This is a genomic window from Faecalibacterium sp. Marseille-Q4137 (genome assembly GCF_017377535.1).
Classification (GTDB): domain Bacteria; phylum Bacillota; class Clostridia; order Oscillospirales; family Ruminococcaceae; genus Faecalibacterium; species Faecalibacterium duncaniae.
In genome coordinates, this window is the sequence record NZ_JAFREK010000002.1 from 73,307 (window position 1) to 89,169 (window position 15,863).

General features: G+C 59.4%; 13 protein-coding genes and 1 pseudogene. 2 read left to right on the forward strand and 12 right to left on the reverse strand.

The features are described from left to right. The gene (locus tag J3353_RS01400) at window positions 1-3,270 is read left to right on the forward strand and encodes an FtsX-like permease family protein (protein WP_207683941.1); all 3,270 of its coding nucleotides are present in this window, start codon (window positions 1-3) and stop codon (window positions 3,268-3,270) included. A gap of 91 nt (window positions 3,271-3,361) precedes the next feature. Here the strand turns inward: J3353_RS01400 and J3353_RS01405 are convergent, their stop codons facing one another. The 6 genes from J3353_RS01405 to J3353_RS01430 form a co-directional block, all read right to left on the reverse strand. Then, window positions 3,362-4,063: an ABC transporter ATP-binding protein gene (locus tag J3353_RS01405; protein WP_117504925.1), complete on the reverse strand. Its 702-nt coding sequence runs from the start codon at window positions 4,061-4,063 to the stop codon at window positions 3,362-3,364. A gap of 16 nt (window positions 4,064-4,079) precedes the next feature. Continuing rightward, window positions 4,080-4,919, reverse strand: a complete 840-nt coding sequence (locus J3353_RS01410) for an ABC transporter ATP-binding protein (RefSeq protein ID WP_097770421.1) — start codon at window positions 4,917-4,919, stop codon at window positions 4,080-4,082. Continuing rightward, window positions 4,912-5,925 carry a branched-chain amino acid ABC transporter permease gene (locus J3353_RS01415; protein ID WP_005931359.1) on the reverse strand — a complete coding sequence of 338 codons (1,014 nt, stop codon included), beginning with the start codon at window positions 5,923-5,925 and terminating at the stop codon, window positions 4,912-4,914. Before J3353_RS01415 ends, J3353_RS01410 begins: the two co-directional genes overlap by 8 nt. A gap of 13 nt (window positions 5,926-5,938) precedes the next feature. Then, a complete protein-coding gene (locus tag J3353_RS01420) occupies window positions 5,939-6,817 on the reverse strand; it encodes a branched-chain amino acid ABC transporter permease (RefSeq protein WP_005931363.1) in 879 nt (292 codons plus the stop codon). 128 nt (window positions 6,818-6,945) lie between these two features. Beyond that, window positions 6,946-8,148: an ABC transporter substrate-binding protein gene (locus tag J3353_RS01425; RefSeq protein WP_156065601.1), complete on the reverse strand. Its 1,203-nt coding sequence runs from the start codon at window positions 8,146-8,148 to the stop codon at window positions 6,946-6,948. Between the two features lie 265 nt (window positions 8,149-8,413). Beyond that, a complete protein-coding gene (locus J3353_RS01430) occupies window positions 8,414-9,757 on the reverse strand; it encodes an MATE family efflux transporter (protein ID WP_207683942.1) in 1,344 nt (447 codons plus the stop codon). A gap of 277 nt (window positions 9,758-10,034) precedes the next feature. Here J3353_RS01430 and eno point away from each other — a divergent pair, with 277 nt between their 5' ends. Next, window positions 10,035-11,333 carry a phosphopyruvate hydratase gene (gene eno, locus J3353_RS01435; RefSeq protein WP_156060612.1) on the forward strand — a complete coding sequence of 433 codons (1,299 nt, stop codon included), beginning with the start codon at window positions 10,035-10,037 and terminating at the stop codon, window positions 11,331-11,333. A gap of 255 nt (window positions 11,334-11,588) precedes the next feature. On the opposite strand, the gene J3353_RS01440 is transcribed toward eno, so the two are convergent. The 6 genes and pseudogenes from J3353_RS01440 to J3353_RS01465 form a co-directional block, all read right to left on the reverse strand. Then, the gene (locus J3353_RS01440) at window positions 11,589-12,116 is read right to left on the reverse strand and encodes a hypothetical protein (protein WP_242700804.1); all 528 of its coding nucleotides are present in this window, start codon (window positions 12,114-12,116) and stop codon (window positions 11,589-11,591) included. After that, entirely contained in the window at window positions 12,100-12,576 is a 477-nt protein-coding gene (locus J3353_RS01445) for a DUF4430 domain-containing protein (protein WP_156060610.1), read from the reverse strand. The genes J3353_RS01440 and J3353_RS01445 overlap by 17 nt, the downstream gene beginning before the upstream one ends. Before the next feature lie 130 nt (window positions 12,577-12,706). Beyond that, window positions 12,707-13,003 carry a DUF2442 domain-containing protein gene (locus J3353_RS01450; RefSeq protein WP_005931388.1) on the reverse strand — a complete coding sequence of 99 codons (297 nt, stop codon included), beginning with the start codon at window positions 13,001-13,003 and terminating at the stop codon, window positions 12,707-12,709. Window positions 13,004-13,017: 14 nt separating this feature from the next. Next, a pseudogene (locus tag J3353_RS01455) lies at window positions 13,018-13,149 on the reverse strand (DUF4160 domain-containing protein); the annotation flags it as partial. Window positions 13,150-13,177: 28 nt separating this feature from the next. Next, window positions 13,178-14,107, reverse strand: coding sequence for an ROK family protein (locus J3353_RS01460; protein WP_242700805.1), 930 nt, complete (start codon window positions 14,105-14,107; stop codon window positions 13,178-13,180). 161 nt (window positions 14,108-14,268) lie between these two features. Beyond that, window positions 14,269-15,855 carry a mannitol dehydrogenase family protein gene (locus J3353_RS01465; RefSeq protein WP_207683943.1) on the reverse strand — a complete coding sequence of 529 codons (1,587 nt, stop codon included), beginning with the start codon at window positions 15,853-15,855 and terminating at the stop codon, window positions 14,269-14,271. Window positions 15,856-15,863 lie beyond the last annotated feature (8 nt).

Genomic DNA, 15,863 nt, shown 5'->3' on the forward strand with positions numbered 1-15,863 from the left:
ATGCAGAAAAGCTATCGTAAAAATATCCGGCGTGACTTCCGGAGCAATCTGAACCGGTTTCTTTCCCTGTTCGGCATCGTGGCGCTGGGCGTGATGATGCTGACAGGCCTGGTCAGCTTTGCCCCCAGTATGCGCACCGCCGGGCAGAAGTACTATGTCCAGCAAAATGTGTTCGACCTGCGGGTGCTCTCCACGCTGGGCCTTTCGGAATCAGATCTCTCCGCCATTGCCGCCACGGAGGGCGTGAGCGCCGTGATGCCCGTGAAGTATCTGGACACCGAGGGCCGCTGGTCAAGCTCTACCGACGGAGCCGTGCTGCGGGTGCAGCAGCTTCCCGCCGACCCGGCTGCGGATACCGAGGCCAATATGAACCGCCTGACCCTGCTGGAGGGGCGGATGCCCGAAACCGCCAACGAGTGTGTGGTACAGGTGCTGGGCCACGCGGACCCCATCCCGCTGGGCACCGTGGTCACCCTGCCCGAGGACACCGAGGATATCCGCCGCACCGAATATACCGTGGTGGGCCAGGTGCAGGACCCTCAATATTTTTCTGCCAATCAAGAGACCAGCACCGTCGGCGACGGCATCCTGGATGCTCTTGTGTTCGTGCAGAACGGTGAATTGACCGCAGATTATTATACCGTCTGTTATCTCAAAGTAGCAGATGCCGCACAGTATGACAATTACAGCGACGAATACCAGACCGCTGTGGATACTGTGGCTGACCGGCTGGATGCCATCAGCAAGGAGCACTGTGTGGCCCGCCGGGCCCAGCTTATTGAGGATGCCACTACCCAGCTGGACGATGCCAAACAGACCTACAGCGAACAGAAGGCCGAAGCCGAGCGCCAGTTTGCACAAGCCGAGCAGAAGCTGACCGACGCGCAGCGGGAGCTGGATGCCGCCAAGGCCCAGCTGGACGCAGGCGAAGCCGAGCTTGCCGCCCAGAAGGCCGCCCTGCCCGATACCATGCAGAGCGGTGCCTCTACGCTGGTGAGCAGCGAAGAGCAGGTGCTGGAATTTGAGGATCAGCTTCAGCAGATCCAGCTGCTGGTCAATCTGAAACAGGTGGCTGACCCCCTGCTGGGCTATGCCGAGACTGCCCTGAACAATGCCCAAAAGGCGCTGGATGAGGCCGAGCCCGAGGACGAGGAATACACCGAGCTGCGGGACGCGCTTGCCAAGGCACAGGCAGCCTACGATAACATCAAGGGCCAGCTGGACGGTTATCAGGCCCAGCTGGATGCCGGCAAGCAGCAGATGTACGCCAAAGGGCTCATCTCCTCGCCCAACCTCTCCAACACAGACCTTGTCACCGAGGCCAAAGCCGCCCTGCGCAAAATGAAGGTACAGCTGCTGCAGGGCCAGCTCCAGCTGAGCACCGGTACTGCCACAGCCTACACCCAGTTTGAGGCCGCCCGCGCCCAGCTGGACGAGGGCTGGGCACAGTACCGGTCCGGGCAGGAGCAGCTGGACGCTTCCCGCACCGAGTACGAGACCCAGAAGGCCGATGCGGAGCAGAAGCTCGCCGAAGGCCAGCAGCAGATCAACGATGCGGAAGAGAAGATCGCGGACATCCAGAACGGCGAGTGGTATGTGCTGGACCGCGGCAGTACCCTGAGCCTTGTCACGCTGGAACAGTACGCTGACCGGATGGCCGCCATTGCCCGGGTGTTCCCGGTGTTCTTCTTCCTGGTGGCGGCGCTGGTGGCTTCCACCACCATGACCCGCATGGTGGACGAGAACCGCCTGCAGATGGGCACCCTCAAGGCGCTGGGCTACTCCAACACCAGCATTGCAGGCAAGTACTTACTCTATGGCATTGCCGCCAGCGTTCTGGGCAGCATCGTGGGCATTGCCGTGGGCTTTGTGGTATTCCCCACCATCTTCTGGTATGCCTACCGCACCATGATGTTCTCCCTCCCCACCTTTACCCTGCACTTCTACCCGGGCCTGGCACTGGGCAGCATGGCCCTCAGCGCGGCGGTCATCGGCCTTGCCACCCTGCAGGCCTGCCGCGCCAGCCTCAAGGAAAAATCCGCCGCCCTGCTTCTGCCCCGTGCGCCTGCAGCGGGCAAGCGCATCCTCCTTGAATATCTCACCCCGTTGTGGAAGCGGATGAGCTTCTCTCAGAAAACCACCGCCCGCAACCTGTTCCGCTATAAAAAGCGCTTCTTTATGACCGTTCTGGGCGTGGCGGGCTGCACGGCCCTGCTCCTCATCGGCTTCGGTATCCAGGATTCCCTGCTGCCCATGCTGACCAAGCAGACCACCGAGCTGACCCACGCCGACCTGACCATCTCCCTGAGCAACGAAAAGGCGCTGACCATGGAGAACGGTCTGGCCGACCTGCTGGATTCCAGCAGCGGGATCACCAGCTGGGGCCGCTATTACACCAAGAGCGTCACCCTCTACAACGCCGGGGGTGAAAAAGAGACCGTCAGCCTGGTTGCCGCCAATGACGAAAGCCAGATGACTGAATACTTCACCTTCCGCACCCGGCAGGGCCACAAGGCCATTGCCTTTGACGATTCCAGCGTCATCCTGACCGAAAAGACCGCTGAAAAGCTGGGGCTTTCCGTGGGCGACAGCTTTGAGGTGGAGACCGCTGACGGCGGGCGCAGGTCCCTGACCCTGACCGGCATCACCGAAAACTATGTCTTTACCCGGCTGTACCTCTCGCAGGCGCAGCTCAAAACGCTGAACGGCGGTGCTCTGCCCGCCTGGAACGCCGTTTACGGTCAGACCGACTGCCCCACCGATACAGCCCGCGCCTCCCTCTCCTCCGCCATTCTGGCCTGCAACTATGTCAGCTCCGTCTCCTTCATCGAGGACACCACTCAGATGTTCGATGGCCTGATCGGCTGCCTGAACTATGTGGTCATGCTGGTCATCGTCTGCGCTGCCGCATTGGCCGCCGTGGTGCTCTACAACCTCATCAGCGTCAACCTGGGCGAGCGCAAAAAGGAGCTTGCCACCATCAAGGTGCTGGGCTTCTATGACAAGGAGGTCTACCGCTACATCTTCCGGGAGATCGACCTGCTCTCTCTCATCGGCTCCCTGGTGGGTCTGGTGGTGGGCATTCCCCTGCACCAGTTCATCATCCGCACTGTGGAAATGGACCAGATGATGTTCATCCGCTCCATTGCCCCCCGCAGCTTTGTGTTCAGCGTGGCGCTCACCATGCTCTTCAACTTTGCCGTCTGCCTGCTCATGCGCCGCCATGTCCGCCAGATCAGCATGGTGGAAAGCATGAAAGCGCCGGAATAATTCCCTTACAGACAGAACAACGCCCGCCGGGTGTGGTACTTCTCGTACCGCCCGGCGGGCGTATTGTTTTGCATTCTATCCAGCTGCAGTCTCAGCCGCCCAGATAAGCGTTGCGGACGCGCTCATTGGTCAGCAGCTCTGCACCGGTGCCATCCATGACCACGTGGCCTGTCTCAAGAACATAGGCGCGGTCGGCCACGGAAAGGGCCATCTGTGCGTTCTGCTCCACCAGCAGGATGGTCATGCCTGCCTTGTGGATATCGCGGATGATATCAAAGATCTCCTGCACCAGCAGCGGGGAAAGGCCCATGGAAGGCTCGTCCAGCATCAGCATAGAGGCGTTGCTCATCAGGGCACGGCCCATGGCCAGCATCTGCTGCTCGCCGCCGGACATGGTGCCCGCCAGCTGCCTGCGGCGCTCCTTCAGGCGTGGGAAGAGGGTGAACACCTTTTCCTTGTTGGCTGCAATGGTGGAAGCGGGCTGGGTGTAGGCACCCATATCCAGGTTTTCCTCCACGGTCATGTGCAGGAACACATGGCGGCCCTCCGGCACCTGTGCCAGACCGGCCTCCACGATCTTATGGGCGCGCACGCCCTTGATGCTCTTGCCCTTGTACAGGATGTCGCCCGTTTTGGGGTGGAGCAGGCCGGAGATGGTTTTCAGGGTGGTGGACTTACCGGCACCGTTGGCACCGATCAGGGTCACGATCTCGCCCTCGTGCACCTCAAACGAAACATCCTTGACTGCGTGGATGTTGCCGTAATAGACGTTGATGTTATCAACTTTCAGCATCGTTTCTGCCATCGGTTCAGCCCTCCTTCTTGCCCAGGTAGGCCTCGATGACCTGGGGATTGTTGCGGATCTCATCCGGGGTGCCCTTGGCGATGATGCGGCCGAAGTTCAGCACCGCGATGCCCTCGCAGATGCCCATGACCAGGCTCATGTCATGCTCGATCAGCAGCACGGCGATGTTGAACTCATCGCGGATGCGGCGGATGGTCTCGGTCAGCTCAGCGGTCTCCGAGGGGTTCATACCCGCGGCAGGCTCATCCAGCAGCAGCAGCTTGGGGCTTGTGGCCAGCGCACGCATGATCTCCAAACGGCGCTGTGCACCATAGGGCAGGCTGCCGGCCTGCGTATAGGCCATATCTGCCATGTGGAAGATGTCCAGCAGCTCAAAAGCACGCTCGGTGCAGTGCTTTTCCTCTTTCCAGTAGTTGGGCAGGCGGATCAGCGAAGAAGCAAGATCGTACTTCATGGACTCATGCAGGCCGACCTTGATGTTGTCGATGACGCTCATTTCCTTGAACAGACGGATGTTCTGGAAGGTGCGGGCCACGCCCATCCGGTTGACCTGATAGGTCTTTTTGCCCGCCGTGGGCATTCCATCGATCAGGATGGAGCCGCGGGTGGGCTGGTAAACATTGGTCAGCAGGTTGAACACCGTGGTCTTACCGGCACCGTTGGGGCCGATCAGGCCGGTGATCTCGTTGCGGCCGATCATCAGGTTGAAGCCATCCACGGCGGTCAGACCGCCGAAATCGATGCCCAGCTCACGGACATCCAGAATGGGCTTTTTGTCCTTATCGCGGTCCGTCAGGAAGCCGCCGGAGGGGACGCTGTTCAGTCTGGTCTGGAACTCACTCATGGTCTGCACCCTCCTTCTTTTTCTTGCCAAACAGGACACGCTCCACAAGGCGGCTCATGGAGAAATCGTAGCTGCCCAGCAGTCCGCCCGGGCGGAAGATCATCATCAGGATCAGCACCAGCGAGTAGATGACCATGCGGTAGCTGTCGAAGCTGCGGGTCGCCTCAGGCAGGATGGTCAGGACCGTTGCAGAGAGGATGGAGCCCAGCATGGAGCCCATGCCGCCCAGAACCACCATGACCAGGATCTCGATGGACTTCATAAAGCCGAAGGTGGAGGGGTTCAGCACGCCGATGTAGCAGGCATACAGGCCGCCTGCCAGACCCGCAAAGGCAGCGGAGAAGGCAAAGGCCATGACCTTGTAGTAGGTGGTCTGGATGCCACAGCTCTCGGCGGCGATCTCATTGTCGCGGATGGCCAATACGGCACGACCGTGGCGGCTCTTCATCATAGCGTGGATCAGGAAGCAGGTGATGACCACGCAAAGGAACACGTTGGTGAAGTTGGAGTACTTGGGGATGTTCTTCAGGCCCTTGGAGCCATAGAACAGCTTGAAGCCCAGCACATCGTCGATATTGTTCAGGGTGATGCGGATGATCTCGCCAAAGCCCAGCGTCAGGATGGCCAGATAGTCGCCGGTCAGGCGCAGGGCCGGGATGCCGATGAGCACACCGAACAGACCAGCCACGATGCAGGCCAGCACCAGACCGATGGCAAAGGAGACACCGTCCGGCAGCGGGCAGAACTTGGTGAACAGGGCGCAGGTGTAGGCACCCACAGCCATGAAACCAGCATGGCCCAGCGGCAGCTGCCCCAGATAGCCGGTGGCAACGTTCAGGGAGACCGCCAGGATGATATTGATGCCCACCGTCATCAGCACCTTGTTCTGGTAGGTGGACAGGATATTCCGGGTCAGGTAGGAAAGCGCCACGAACAGCAGAGCCACCAGCACCGCGTTCATCAGGTAGCGCACGGGCATTTTGATCGTTTTACGGTTCTTATTCATCTTCCTGCCCTCCTTACACCTTTTCCTGCACCTTGCGGCCGAGGAAGCCGGTGGGCTTGAACAGCAGCACGATGATCAGGATGGCAAACGTGACGGCATCCTTCCAGGCGGAAAGGCCGATGGCGGAGACGAAGCATTCGCACAGGCCGATGGCAATGCCGCCGATCATTGCGCCCGGGATGGAGCCGATGCCGCCCAGAACGGCGGCAACAAAGGCTTTCAGGCCCAGCATGGAGCCCATGGTGGGGGTAGCCTGCGGGTAGGAGCAGCAGTACAGCACCGAGCCGATACCGGCCAGCGCGGAGCCCACCGCAAAGGTAAAGGAGATGGTACTGTTGACATTGATGCCCATCAGGCGGGCAGCGTCCATATCCTCAGAGACAGCGCGCATGGCCTTGCCCAGCTTGGTCTTCTGCACCAGAAAGGTCAGCACCAGCATGGACAGCACAGTGACCACCAGTGTGATCACGGAGGTCAGGCCCAGGGGCACACTGCCGATCATAAAGGTCTTGTTGCCGTAGTAGGAAGGGATGACCTTTGCGCCGGAACCCATCACCAGCTCAGCGGTGTACTCCAGGAAGAAGGAGACACCAATGGCTGTGATCAGCAGGGAGATGCGGGGCGCGTTGCGCAGCGGGGTGTAGGCGACCTTTTCGATCACCACACCCAGCAGGGTGCAGGTAATAATGGTGGCGCACACGGCCGTCACCGGGCCAAGGCCCAGCTGGTTCATAACGAACCAGGACATGTATGCACCCACCATGATGACATCGCCGTGGGCAAAGTTCAGCAGCAGGATGATGCCGTACACCATGCTGTAACCCAGTGCGATCAGTGCATAGATGCTGCCAAGGGACAAGCCGTTGATCAGCTGACTAAAGAACACTGTCATTGGATGGACACTTCCTTTCTTTCTACCAAAAAAGCGGAGACAACCTGTTCCGGCGGCCTCCGCAAGGGTACATCATTCTCTGGTTCCGGCATTCAGGCCGCACACCGGTGCGCGGCGCAGAAGCGGGATCAGAACATTTCCTTCAGTTCGGGTTTGCCGTCCACATAGGTCAGGATCGCAGTCTTTTTGACGGGATCGTGGTGCTCATCAAAGGTAAAGGTGCCGGTGATGCCCTCGATGGTGCCGGAGGCAATGGCATCGTTGACAGCCTGCTTGTACTCATCGGTACCGGCCTCCAGGCCGGCATCCTCAGCAGCCTGCACACCGTAAACCACGGTCTTGGCGGCATCGTAGCCCAGAGGAGCAAAGCCGTTGGGGTAATCCTCGCCGTACTCTGCCTTGTAGGCATCCTCAAACTCGGGGCTGGAGCCCTTTGCGTAGTTTGCGCAGAAGTAGCTGTCCTTCAGCTGATCGGCAGTGGCATAGCCCTCCAGGCCATCCCAGCCGTCGCCGCCCAGGAAGGGAACATTCAGGCCGACGCTCTCAGCCTGAGACAGGATCTGGCCCACCTCCTCGTAGTAGTTGGGGCAGAACACGGTCTCGGGGCCCTTGCCCATGATGCTGGTCAGCTGGGTCTTGAAGTCCACGTCGCCATCGGAGTAGCTCTCCTGATCGACGATGGTGCCGCCCAGGCTCTCAAACTCGTTGACGAAGTTCTCAGCCAGACCCTCGTTGTAGTCAGCGCCCTTTTTGAAGATGACGGCTGCCTTGGTGTAGCCCAGCTTCTGGTAAGCATAATCGGCCATCTTGATGCCCTGGAACGGGTCGGTGAAGGTGGCACGGAAGACATTCTCGTTCACGGTGTCGGTCTCGGCATCGTAGGTAACGGCCTCAGCGGTAGCGGAAGCAGTGACCATGGGCATGTTGTAATCTGCGCTCTCGGCAGCAACTGCCAGAGTGGGGGTGGTGGTGACATCGCCCACCAGAGCGGTGATGCCCTCGTCCACCATCTTGGTGAAGCAGTTGACAGCCTGCGTAGCATCGCCCTGCTCATCCTCGGTCAGGATCTCGATCTGCTTGCCATTGATGCCGCCGTCGGCGTTGACCTGCTTCAGGTACAGGGCAGCGCCGTTGACAACGGCCTGGCCGTAAACGGAAACGTTGCCGGTCAGGGGGCCCATCACACCGATCTTAATGGTGTCACCGGAAGCAGCGGCAGTGGAAGAAGCGGCAGTGCTGGAGGAGGAGCCGCCGCAGGCGGTCAGGACACCGGCAGCAGCCACGACACCGGCAGCGGTCAGAAAGTTGCGGCGAGAGATCATCTTTTTCATAATACAATATCCTCCTGTTGGAAGTTTTTCGTGTGATAGATGCACAAAGCAGGGCGCTTCCTTCAAAGCGGCCCTGCTTTGTGCGTGTATTCATTATAGTCTCGCCGGGCGGGTTGTGCAATTCACAAACCGTCCATACTTTTCCGGGCATTTTCCGGCATTTTATGTGAAAGCCGCCAAAAAAACCGTGTCATTTTTGGTTATTTTTCATTTTGTTCACTTTGTTTCATCGTGACATGAAGAGCTTTCACCCATGTCAAAAAAGTTACAGCGTCGTTTTTTCTTCTGCCTGCCGGTAAATAGAGGTACGATAAAACACCATGGAGAGCACGGTGCCCACAAACCAGCCCACAGGCCAGGACAGCCAGATGCCGTTCACGCCCAGCCAGCGGGAAAACAGGATGGCCAGCACCACGCGCAGGAACAGGTCGGAAAGGGTGGTTGCCATAAAGCGGCCCATCATGCCGCAGCCGCGCATCAGACCATCTGAGGTCAGCTTGAAGGCCAGCAGCAGGTAGAAGGGAGCGATCGTCTGCAGGAAGGTCAGGCCGGTGTTGATGGCCTCGCCCGTGGGGCTGTTCATAAAGAGCATGAGCAGCTGGCGGCCTGCCAGCAGGTACAGGGCCGTGAAGCAGAGGCAGATGCTGCCCAGCAGTCTGACACCGGCCCCGAAGCCCGCCTTGACACGCTCGTTCTTACCGGCACCCAGATTCTGGGAGGCGTAGTTGGAAATGCCGCTGCCCAGCGTGGTCAGGGAGGAAATGAGCACATTGTTCAGCTTGGTGGCCGCGGCAAAGCCCGCGATCACGCTGGCACCGAAGGAGTTGACAACGCTCTGGATGATGATATTGCCCACTGAGACAAAGCTCTGCTGCAAAATGCTGGGGATGGCCACCACTGCGATCTGGCCCAGCATCTTCCAGGAGAACCAGACCCGCTCCCCCTCACTCGGGACAGCACGCACCCGCCGGGCCACCACCCACAGGGAGAGCACGCAGCTCACCCCCTGGCACAGAAAGGTCGCCCAGGCCACACCGGCAACCCCCATATCAAAGGCAGCCACAAACAACACGTCCACCGCGATGTTTGCCGTGGAGGAAACCGCCAGAAACAGGAACGGGGTGCGGCTGTCGCCCAGCGCCGTAAAAATGCCCGTTGCCACATTGTAAAGGAACAGGAAGGGCAGGCCCAGGGTGTAGATGTCCAGATACTCTGCCGAGTCGGCCATCAGCTCCGCCGGGGTGCGGATGAGTACCAGCAGGCTCCGGCAGCCCAGCAGGCCCACCGCCATCAGGGCACCGCAGAGCACCACCGTACCAATGAGCGCCGTGGTGACAGCGGTTTTCATGGTGTTGTAGTCCTTTGCGCCAAAGTACCGGGAAACGATGACAGAGCCGCCGATGTTGCAGCCGAATGAGAACGCCAGAAAGATCAGGGTGATCTCGTAGCTGTTGCCCACAGCGGCCAGGGCGTTTTCACCGATCAGCTTGCCCGCCACAAGGCTGTCGGCAATGTTGTAAAGCTGCTGGAACAGGATGCTGCCGAACATGGGCAGGCAGAACTGCCACAGCACCTTGGACGGGGAGCCCACGGTCAGGTCTTTGTTCATGTAAAAAAATCCTCCTCGATCTTTGGTTCTCTCTTGTCCATCTATCATTTTACCGTCCCCTCTTCGGAATGTAAACCCACAAATCCACACACTCCCCCATCCTTTTCCCGCTTTCTGCCGGATACGCACCCGCCCCGGCGGGCATCCTATCAATGTTTACAGCGGCAAACATCCGCAGACCCTCTTGCGCAAGGGTGCAGGACGTGGTAGGATAAAGGCAGTTAGTTAGTTTTGACTATCTATATAATATCTCATCGAAAATCGGGAGGTTACTGTGATGAACTATCTGGAAATTGAATCTGTGATCGGCCGCGAGATCCTGGACTCCCGCGGAAATCCCACCGTTGAGGCCGAGATCACTCTGGCCGACGGCACGGTTGCCCGCGGCTGTGCCCCCTCCGGCGCTTCCACCGGCGAGTTCGAGGCTCTGGAGCTGCGCGACGGCGACAAGGGCCGCTATCTGGGCAAGGGCGTGACCAAGGCTGTGGAGAACATCAACACCGTCATCGCTGACGCGGTGGTGGGCATGGATGCCTCCGACATCTATGCCATTGATGCCGCCATGCTCCGGGCCGACGGCACCAAGGACAAATCCAATCTGGGCGCAAACGCCATTCTGGCGGTCTCCATTGCCGCCTGCCGCGCTGCCGCCGCTTCTCTGGAGATGCCTCTGTACCGCTTTCTGGGCGGTGTGAATGGCAATCGCCTGCCTGTGCCCATGATGAACATCCTGAACGGCGGCGCACACGCTACCAACACCGTGGACACGCAGGAGTTTATGATCATGCCTGTGGGCGCGCCCAGCTTCAAAGAGGCCCTGCGCTGGTGCGCCGAGGTGTTCCACGCTCTGTCCTCCATCCTGAAGGCCAGGGGCCTGGCCACCTCCGTGGGCGATGAGGGCGGCTTTGCCCCCAACCTGTCCAGCGATGAGGAGACCATCGAGACCATTCTGGCCGCCATCGAGAAGGCCGGTTATCAGCCCGGCAGGGACTTCATGCTGGCCATGGATGCCGCTTCCTCCGAGTGGAAGAGCCCCAAGGGCAAGGGCTTTTACAAGCTGCCCAAAGCCGGCACCGAGTACACTTCCAGCGAGCTGATCGCACACTGGAAGAGCCTGGTGGAGAAGTACCCCATCATCTCCATTGAAGATGGCTTGGATGAAGAGGACTGGGAAGGCTGGCAGGAGATGACCCGGGAACTGGGCGGCAAGGTCCAGCTGGTGGGCGACGACCTGTTCGTTACCAACACCGAGCGTCTGGCCAAGGGCATCCAGCTGGGTGCAGGCAACGCCATCCTGATCAAGCTGAACCAGATTGGTTCTGTTTCCGAGACGCTGGAGGCCATCAAAATGGCCCACAAGGCCGGCTACACCGCCATCAGCTCTCACCGCTCCGGCGAGACCGAGGACACCACCATTGCTGATCTGGCCGTTGCCCTGAACACCTGCCAGATCAAGACCGGTGCCCCCAGCCGCACCGAGCGCGTTGCCAAGTACAACCAGCTGCTCCGCATTGAGGAGGATCTGGGTGCAAGTGCCGTTTACCCCGGCATGGCCGCCTTCAACGTTAAGCGCTGATCTCCGCGGCTGCAATCTGCTTTCTTTCCTGTTTCCGCAAAAGAGGGTCGCTGCACATTGCTCCGTGCAGCGGCCCTCTTTCTGTTTTGATGGCTCACCCTCTCAGTCTCGCTGACGCTCGCCAGCTCCCCCAAAGGGGGAGCCAAGGGCAATCCCAGATATTGCAGCATCTGTCCTCTGTGATGTCTTGCCTCTCCCTTCGGGAGAGGTGGCATTGCGCAAGCAATGACGGAGAGGGTGAGGATGCTTTCCTTTTCAATTCACTCTCAGCTGCCGTTTGGCTGTCTGCAGCGCTCTGCGCAGGGGGCGGTAGAGCAGCAGCATGATAACAAAATTCCCCATGCCGTGCATGGCATCGTAGGAAAGGCCGCTGAGCCACCAGCTCAGAGCAAAGGCCGGGGTCTTTGCCACCAGATACACTGCCGCACACAGGCCGCCGAAGCACAGACCGTAGATGCCGCTGAACACCGCCCATCCAAGGGCATTGTCCATCCGGCGCAGCAGCCATGCCAACAGGGCCAGCAGATACCAGACATACAGGTACATGGCCCACCACAGCCCAAAGCCGTACAGCACGCCCTGCAGCAGGATGAACACCGTAACGGCCCCCGGCGTTTCCCGGGGCAGCTCCAGTGCAAACAGGATAACGAGCAGCGTCACCGGTTCAATGTTGGGCAAGCCGCTCATGGCCTGCTTGCTCACCACCAGCAGCGCACCCATCAGGCCGCTGAGCACCAGCCGCAGCACCCGGATGTGCACAGGCTCCTTACTTCGTGTAGACAAAGGCATAGCTGTCGCCATCGTGCAGCGCAATGTCTGCCACGCCCACGGTGGTCATCTCGCCGGTGGCATCGGTCAGGCACCACCATGCCTGATCCTTATCCCAGTCGGCGGTTTCGCCGTTGACGGTGGTCACAAAGCCTGCAGCAGCCTCCTCTTCGCTGATGAGACCGGCTTCCACCAGAGCATCGCTCAGCTTCTCGCCATCGGTCACTTCCAGCGTAAAGGTCTGGCTCTCGCCATCCGCACCGGTCACGGTAAATTCTGCCTTGACCTTGGCATCCTCGGCCTGACCGGAAGCAGCCTCAGAGGAAGCGGCTTCACTGGAAGCTGCCACAGAGGACACGGCCTCAGAAGAGGAGGCACCGGAAGCCGTGCTGGAAGCTGCACCGCAGCCTGCCAGCAGCCCGGCTGCCAGAGCGGCACTGATCACAACGGCCAGAAATTTATGCATGGTTTTCATAGAAAAAGAACTCCTTTGTTTGTTTTCCGCGCGCCCTGCGCGCAGGGTCTATCATATCATGGGTGCGCCAAAAAATCAAGGCACAGCGCAGATACGATGATGCACCAGCGCTGTGCCGTTGTGTTTTATTTCAGGATGCCTTTTCCAACGGGTCAACGACCACCGGACAGGTCTCATACAGCTCTATCGGGTCAAGGTCGATGCAATTGCAAGGGTCCATGTCACCGCTCACATCCCATGCCGCCGTGTCATTCAGCACCGTCAGCCGGTCACGGAAATAATCCGGATCGCGCATAGGCTCGAACACTCCCCCCAGCTGCAACAGGGGCTTTGCATCATACAGCCGGACAGAGCCATCACTGAAATACAGGTAGATGGTAAAATCCTCCCCTGCAACAGCCTGCAACACTTTTGGAATATATTCCATACTGTACTCCCCTTTCAGATCAATGGTGCCACATGATTCAAAGGCTTTGCATCCCTGGCAAGTTCCCAGTTCTGCATCAGCTCATCTTTATGCAGCTCACACCATGCCAGAATCAATTTCAACTGGCGGCTGGGCAATGCACCACGGATAACACAGCTTCGTGCGTTTTGTCCATCAATTTTCCCAAAACGCCTTCTGGTAGCTTGCAAAGGCACCGATCTGGTTGGCCTCGCTCAGGAACCGGCAGGGCACGATCTCCGGGCGGGGCAGGCAGCGGGCCTGCGCTTCGCTGAAGGGATGGCCCCGCAGGATGTACTCCTCATACACCTCGTTCAGGGTCTCCACAAGGATGGGCTGCTTGCTGATGCCGCCGCCAATGGCCACTTTTTCCAGATCCAGCAGAACGTTCAGGTTGTAGATTTGCACGGCAACGGCCCGGCAGAAGCTGCGCAGGGTCTCGTTGGCCTCGGTCTCCCCGGCGTGGACCGCCTCAAAGAAGATGCGTCCATCCATGGGTGCATCGGCGGGCAGGCCCTTGCGGGCGCGGTAGCCGCTCAACAGGCCGCTGGTACTGCACTGGCAGGCAACGCTCTTTGTGGGGTCGCTCCAGGCATCGGCGTTGGTGTTCATAAAGCTGTATTCGCCTGCCGTGCAGTCCCGGCCGCGCACCAGCTTCCCATCAATGATCAGGCCGCCGCCCACACCGGTGCCGATGATGAACACTGCTGCGTTCCTGCAGCCCTTCAGCACACCCCGCTCCAGCTCTGCAATGGCGGCCGCTTTGCCGTCATTCTCGATCCAGACACGGCAGCCGCAGGCCTCGGCCAGCCGGGGGCCGACAGGCGTGCCCACATTGTAGGCCAGCGAGGGTGCTCCGCCGCCCCTGACCACACCCTGCTCGGCATCGATGAAGCCGGGCAGGCTCAGGGCAATGCCGTCCACCTCGTCCTTGTGGGGCAGGTAGATCTCCCGCAGAGTGTTCAGGAAGTGTTCCTGCGAATCCGCCGGGGTAGGCGTGCTGCCCGTATCGGTCCGGTTCAGCTGCTCATCCATCACGGAATACTTGATCCCGGTGCCGCCCACATCAAAAACCATTACTTTCATGTACAGACCCTCCTGCGCTTTTTTTCTATTATTGCAAATCGCTCTCCAAATGTAAAGAGCCATGCGCTCCGCCATGCCGGAAAACAAAAAAATCCCACGCTGCGGCAAAGCAAAACGCAGCGCGGGAACGAAGATAGCTTAATTCAGGATCGTGTCAGCGCTCAGCGGGCGACAACATACTTGTGCAGGGTCTTGCGGACTGCGCCGTTGCCAGCGTACAGCTCCTTGACCATGCCCTCGATCTGCTCACCCAGGCCGACCTCGTACAGGTCAACACCGAACACATCGGCACGGCTGTACAGGTTCTTCAGGCAGCTGAAGTCCTGCTCGCCTTCCTTGACTTCCAGAGGAGCCACGATGGCCTGCAGCTCAGCCAGCATCGGATCGGGAGAGATCTCGAAAGCCTTGCCGTTGTCATCAATTCCCTTCAGGTAGCGGGCATAACCTGCCAGCACCAGGGGGATCAGCACCAGGTTGGACTTGTCCAGACCGCGTGCCTGATATGCCTTGATGGTCTCGCCGAAGCGGATGGCCAACTTCTGAGAGGTATCGGTAGCGATACGCTGGGGAGCATCGGGCATGAAGGGGTTGGGCAGGCGGCGGTTGATGACAGCGCCGATGAACTCGTAGGGGTTCAGGACACCAGGATCAACGACCACGGGCATTGCCTCGATATAACCGATTTTCTGGATGAAGGGACGCAGATCCTCGTCGGCCATCTCGGCGCTGATGAGGGTGTAACCCAGCATGCAGCCGTAGATGGACATTGCGGTGTGCAGGGGGTTCAGGCAGGTGCACACCTTCATCTTCTCGATCTTGTCAACGGTCTCGCGGTCGCAGTACAGCACACCGCCCAGCTCCAGCGGAGGACGGCCGTTGGTGTAGTGATCCTCGATGCACAGGTACTGGGTCTCCTCTGCGTTGACAAAGGGAGCAGTAAAGGTGTGCTTCTCGGTCACGATGGTGTAGTTGTCCTCAAAGCCGTCCTTGGCCAGCATATCCTGGACCTTTGCGTCGGGACGGGGAGTGATCTTATCGATCATGCTCCAGGGGAAGGTGATCTTGGTCTCGTCCTGAACGTATGCCAGGAACTCAGCGGGAACCAGACCCTGCTCGACCCACTTGGAAGCATAGGCGTGGACAGCGGTCTTGACCTTGTCGCCGTTGTGAGAGCAGTTATCCATGCTCTGAACGGTCAGGGGCAGCTTGCCGGCCTTGAAGCGCTCGTACAGCAGAGCGGTGACCTTGCCCATGGCCAGAACGGGGGTCAGGCCGCGCTCCAGGTCAGCAGGAGCAACGCCGTAGCCCTTCTCGGTGATGGTGAAGGAGATCATCTGCAGGCTGGGGTTCTGGAAGATCTCGACCAGACGGGCCCAATCCTCGCCAAAGGAGTAATCAGCCTTCAGGCTCTCAGTCACGGAAGCAATGACCTTCTTCTCGATGTCGCCGGTGGACTTCAGGCAGACCAGCAGGCTCAGGTTGTCGTAGGGCTGGTAAGCCTTGTCGATGATCTCGTAGTCAAAGCTCTCAGCAACGATGACACCGCGGTCATACTTGCCGCTGTTCAGGGCCTCGTTCAGGATGGCAGCGGGGAAGGCACGGAAAATATTGCCTGCGCCGAAGTGCACCCAGGTGGGCTCTGCGTGGGTCTTGGCCTTGACAGCCTCCACGTCAAACTTGGGCAGCTCGTAGCCCTTTTCTGCCCACTCGGCGGACAGATTGCCGTTCTTGATATCAGACAGCTTCATAATAGTAC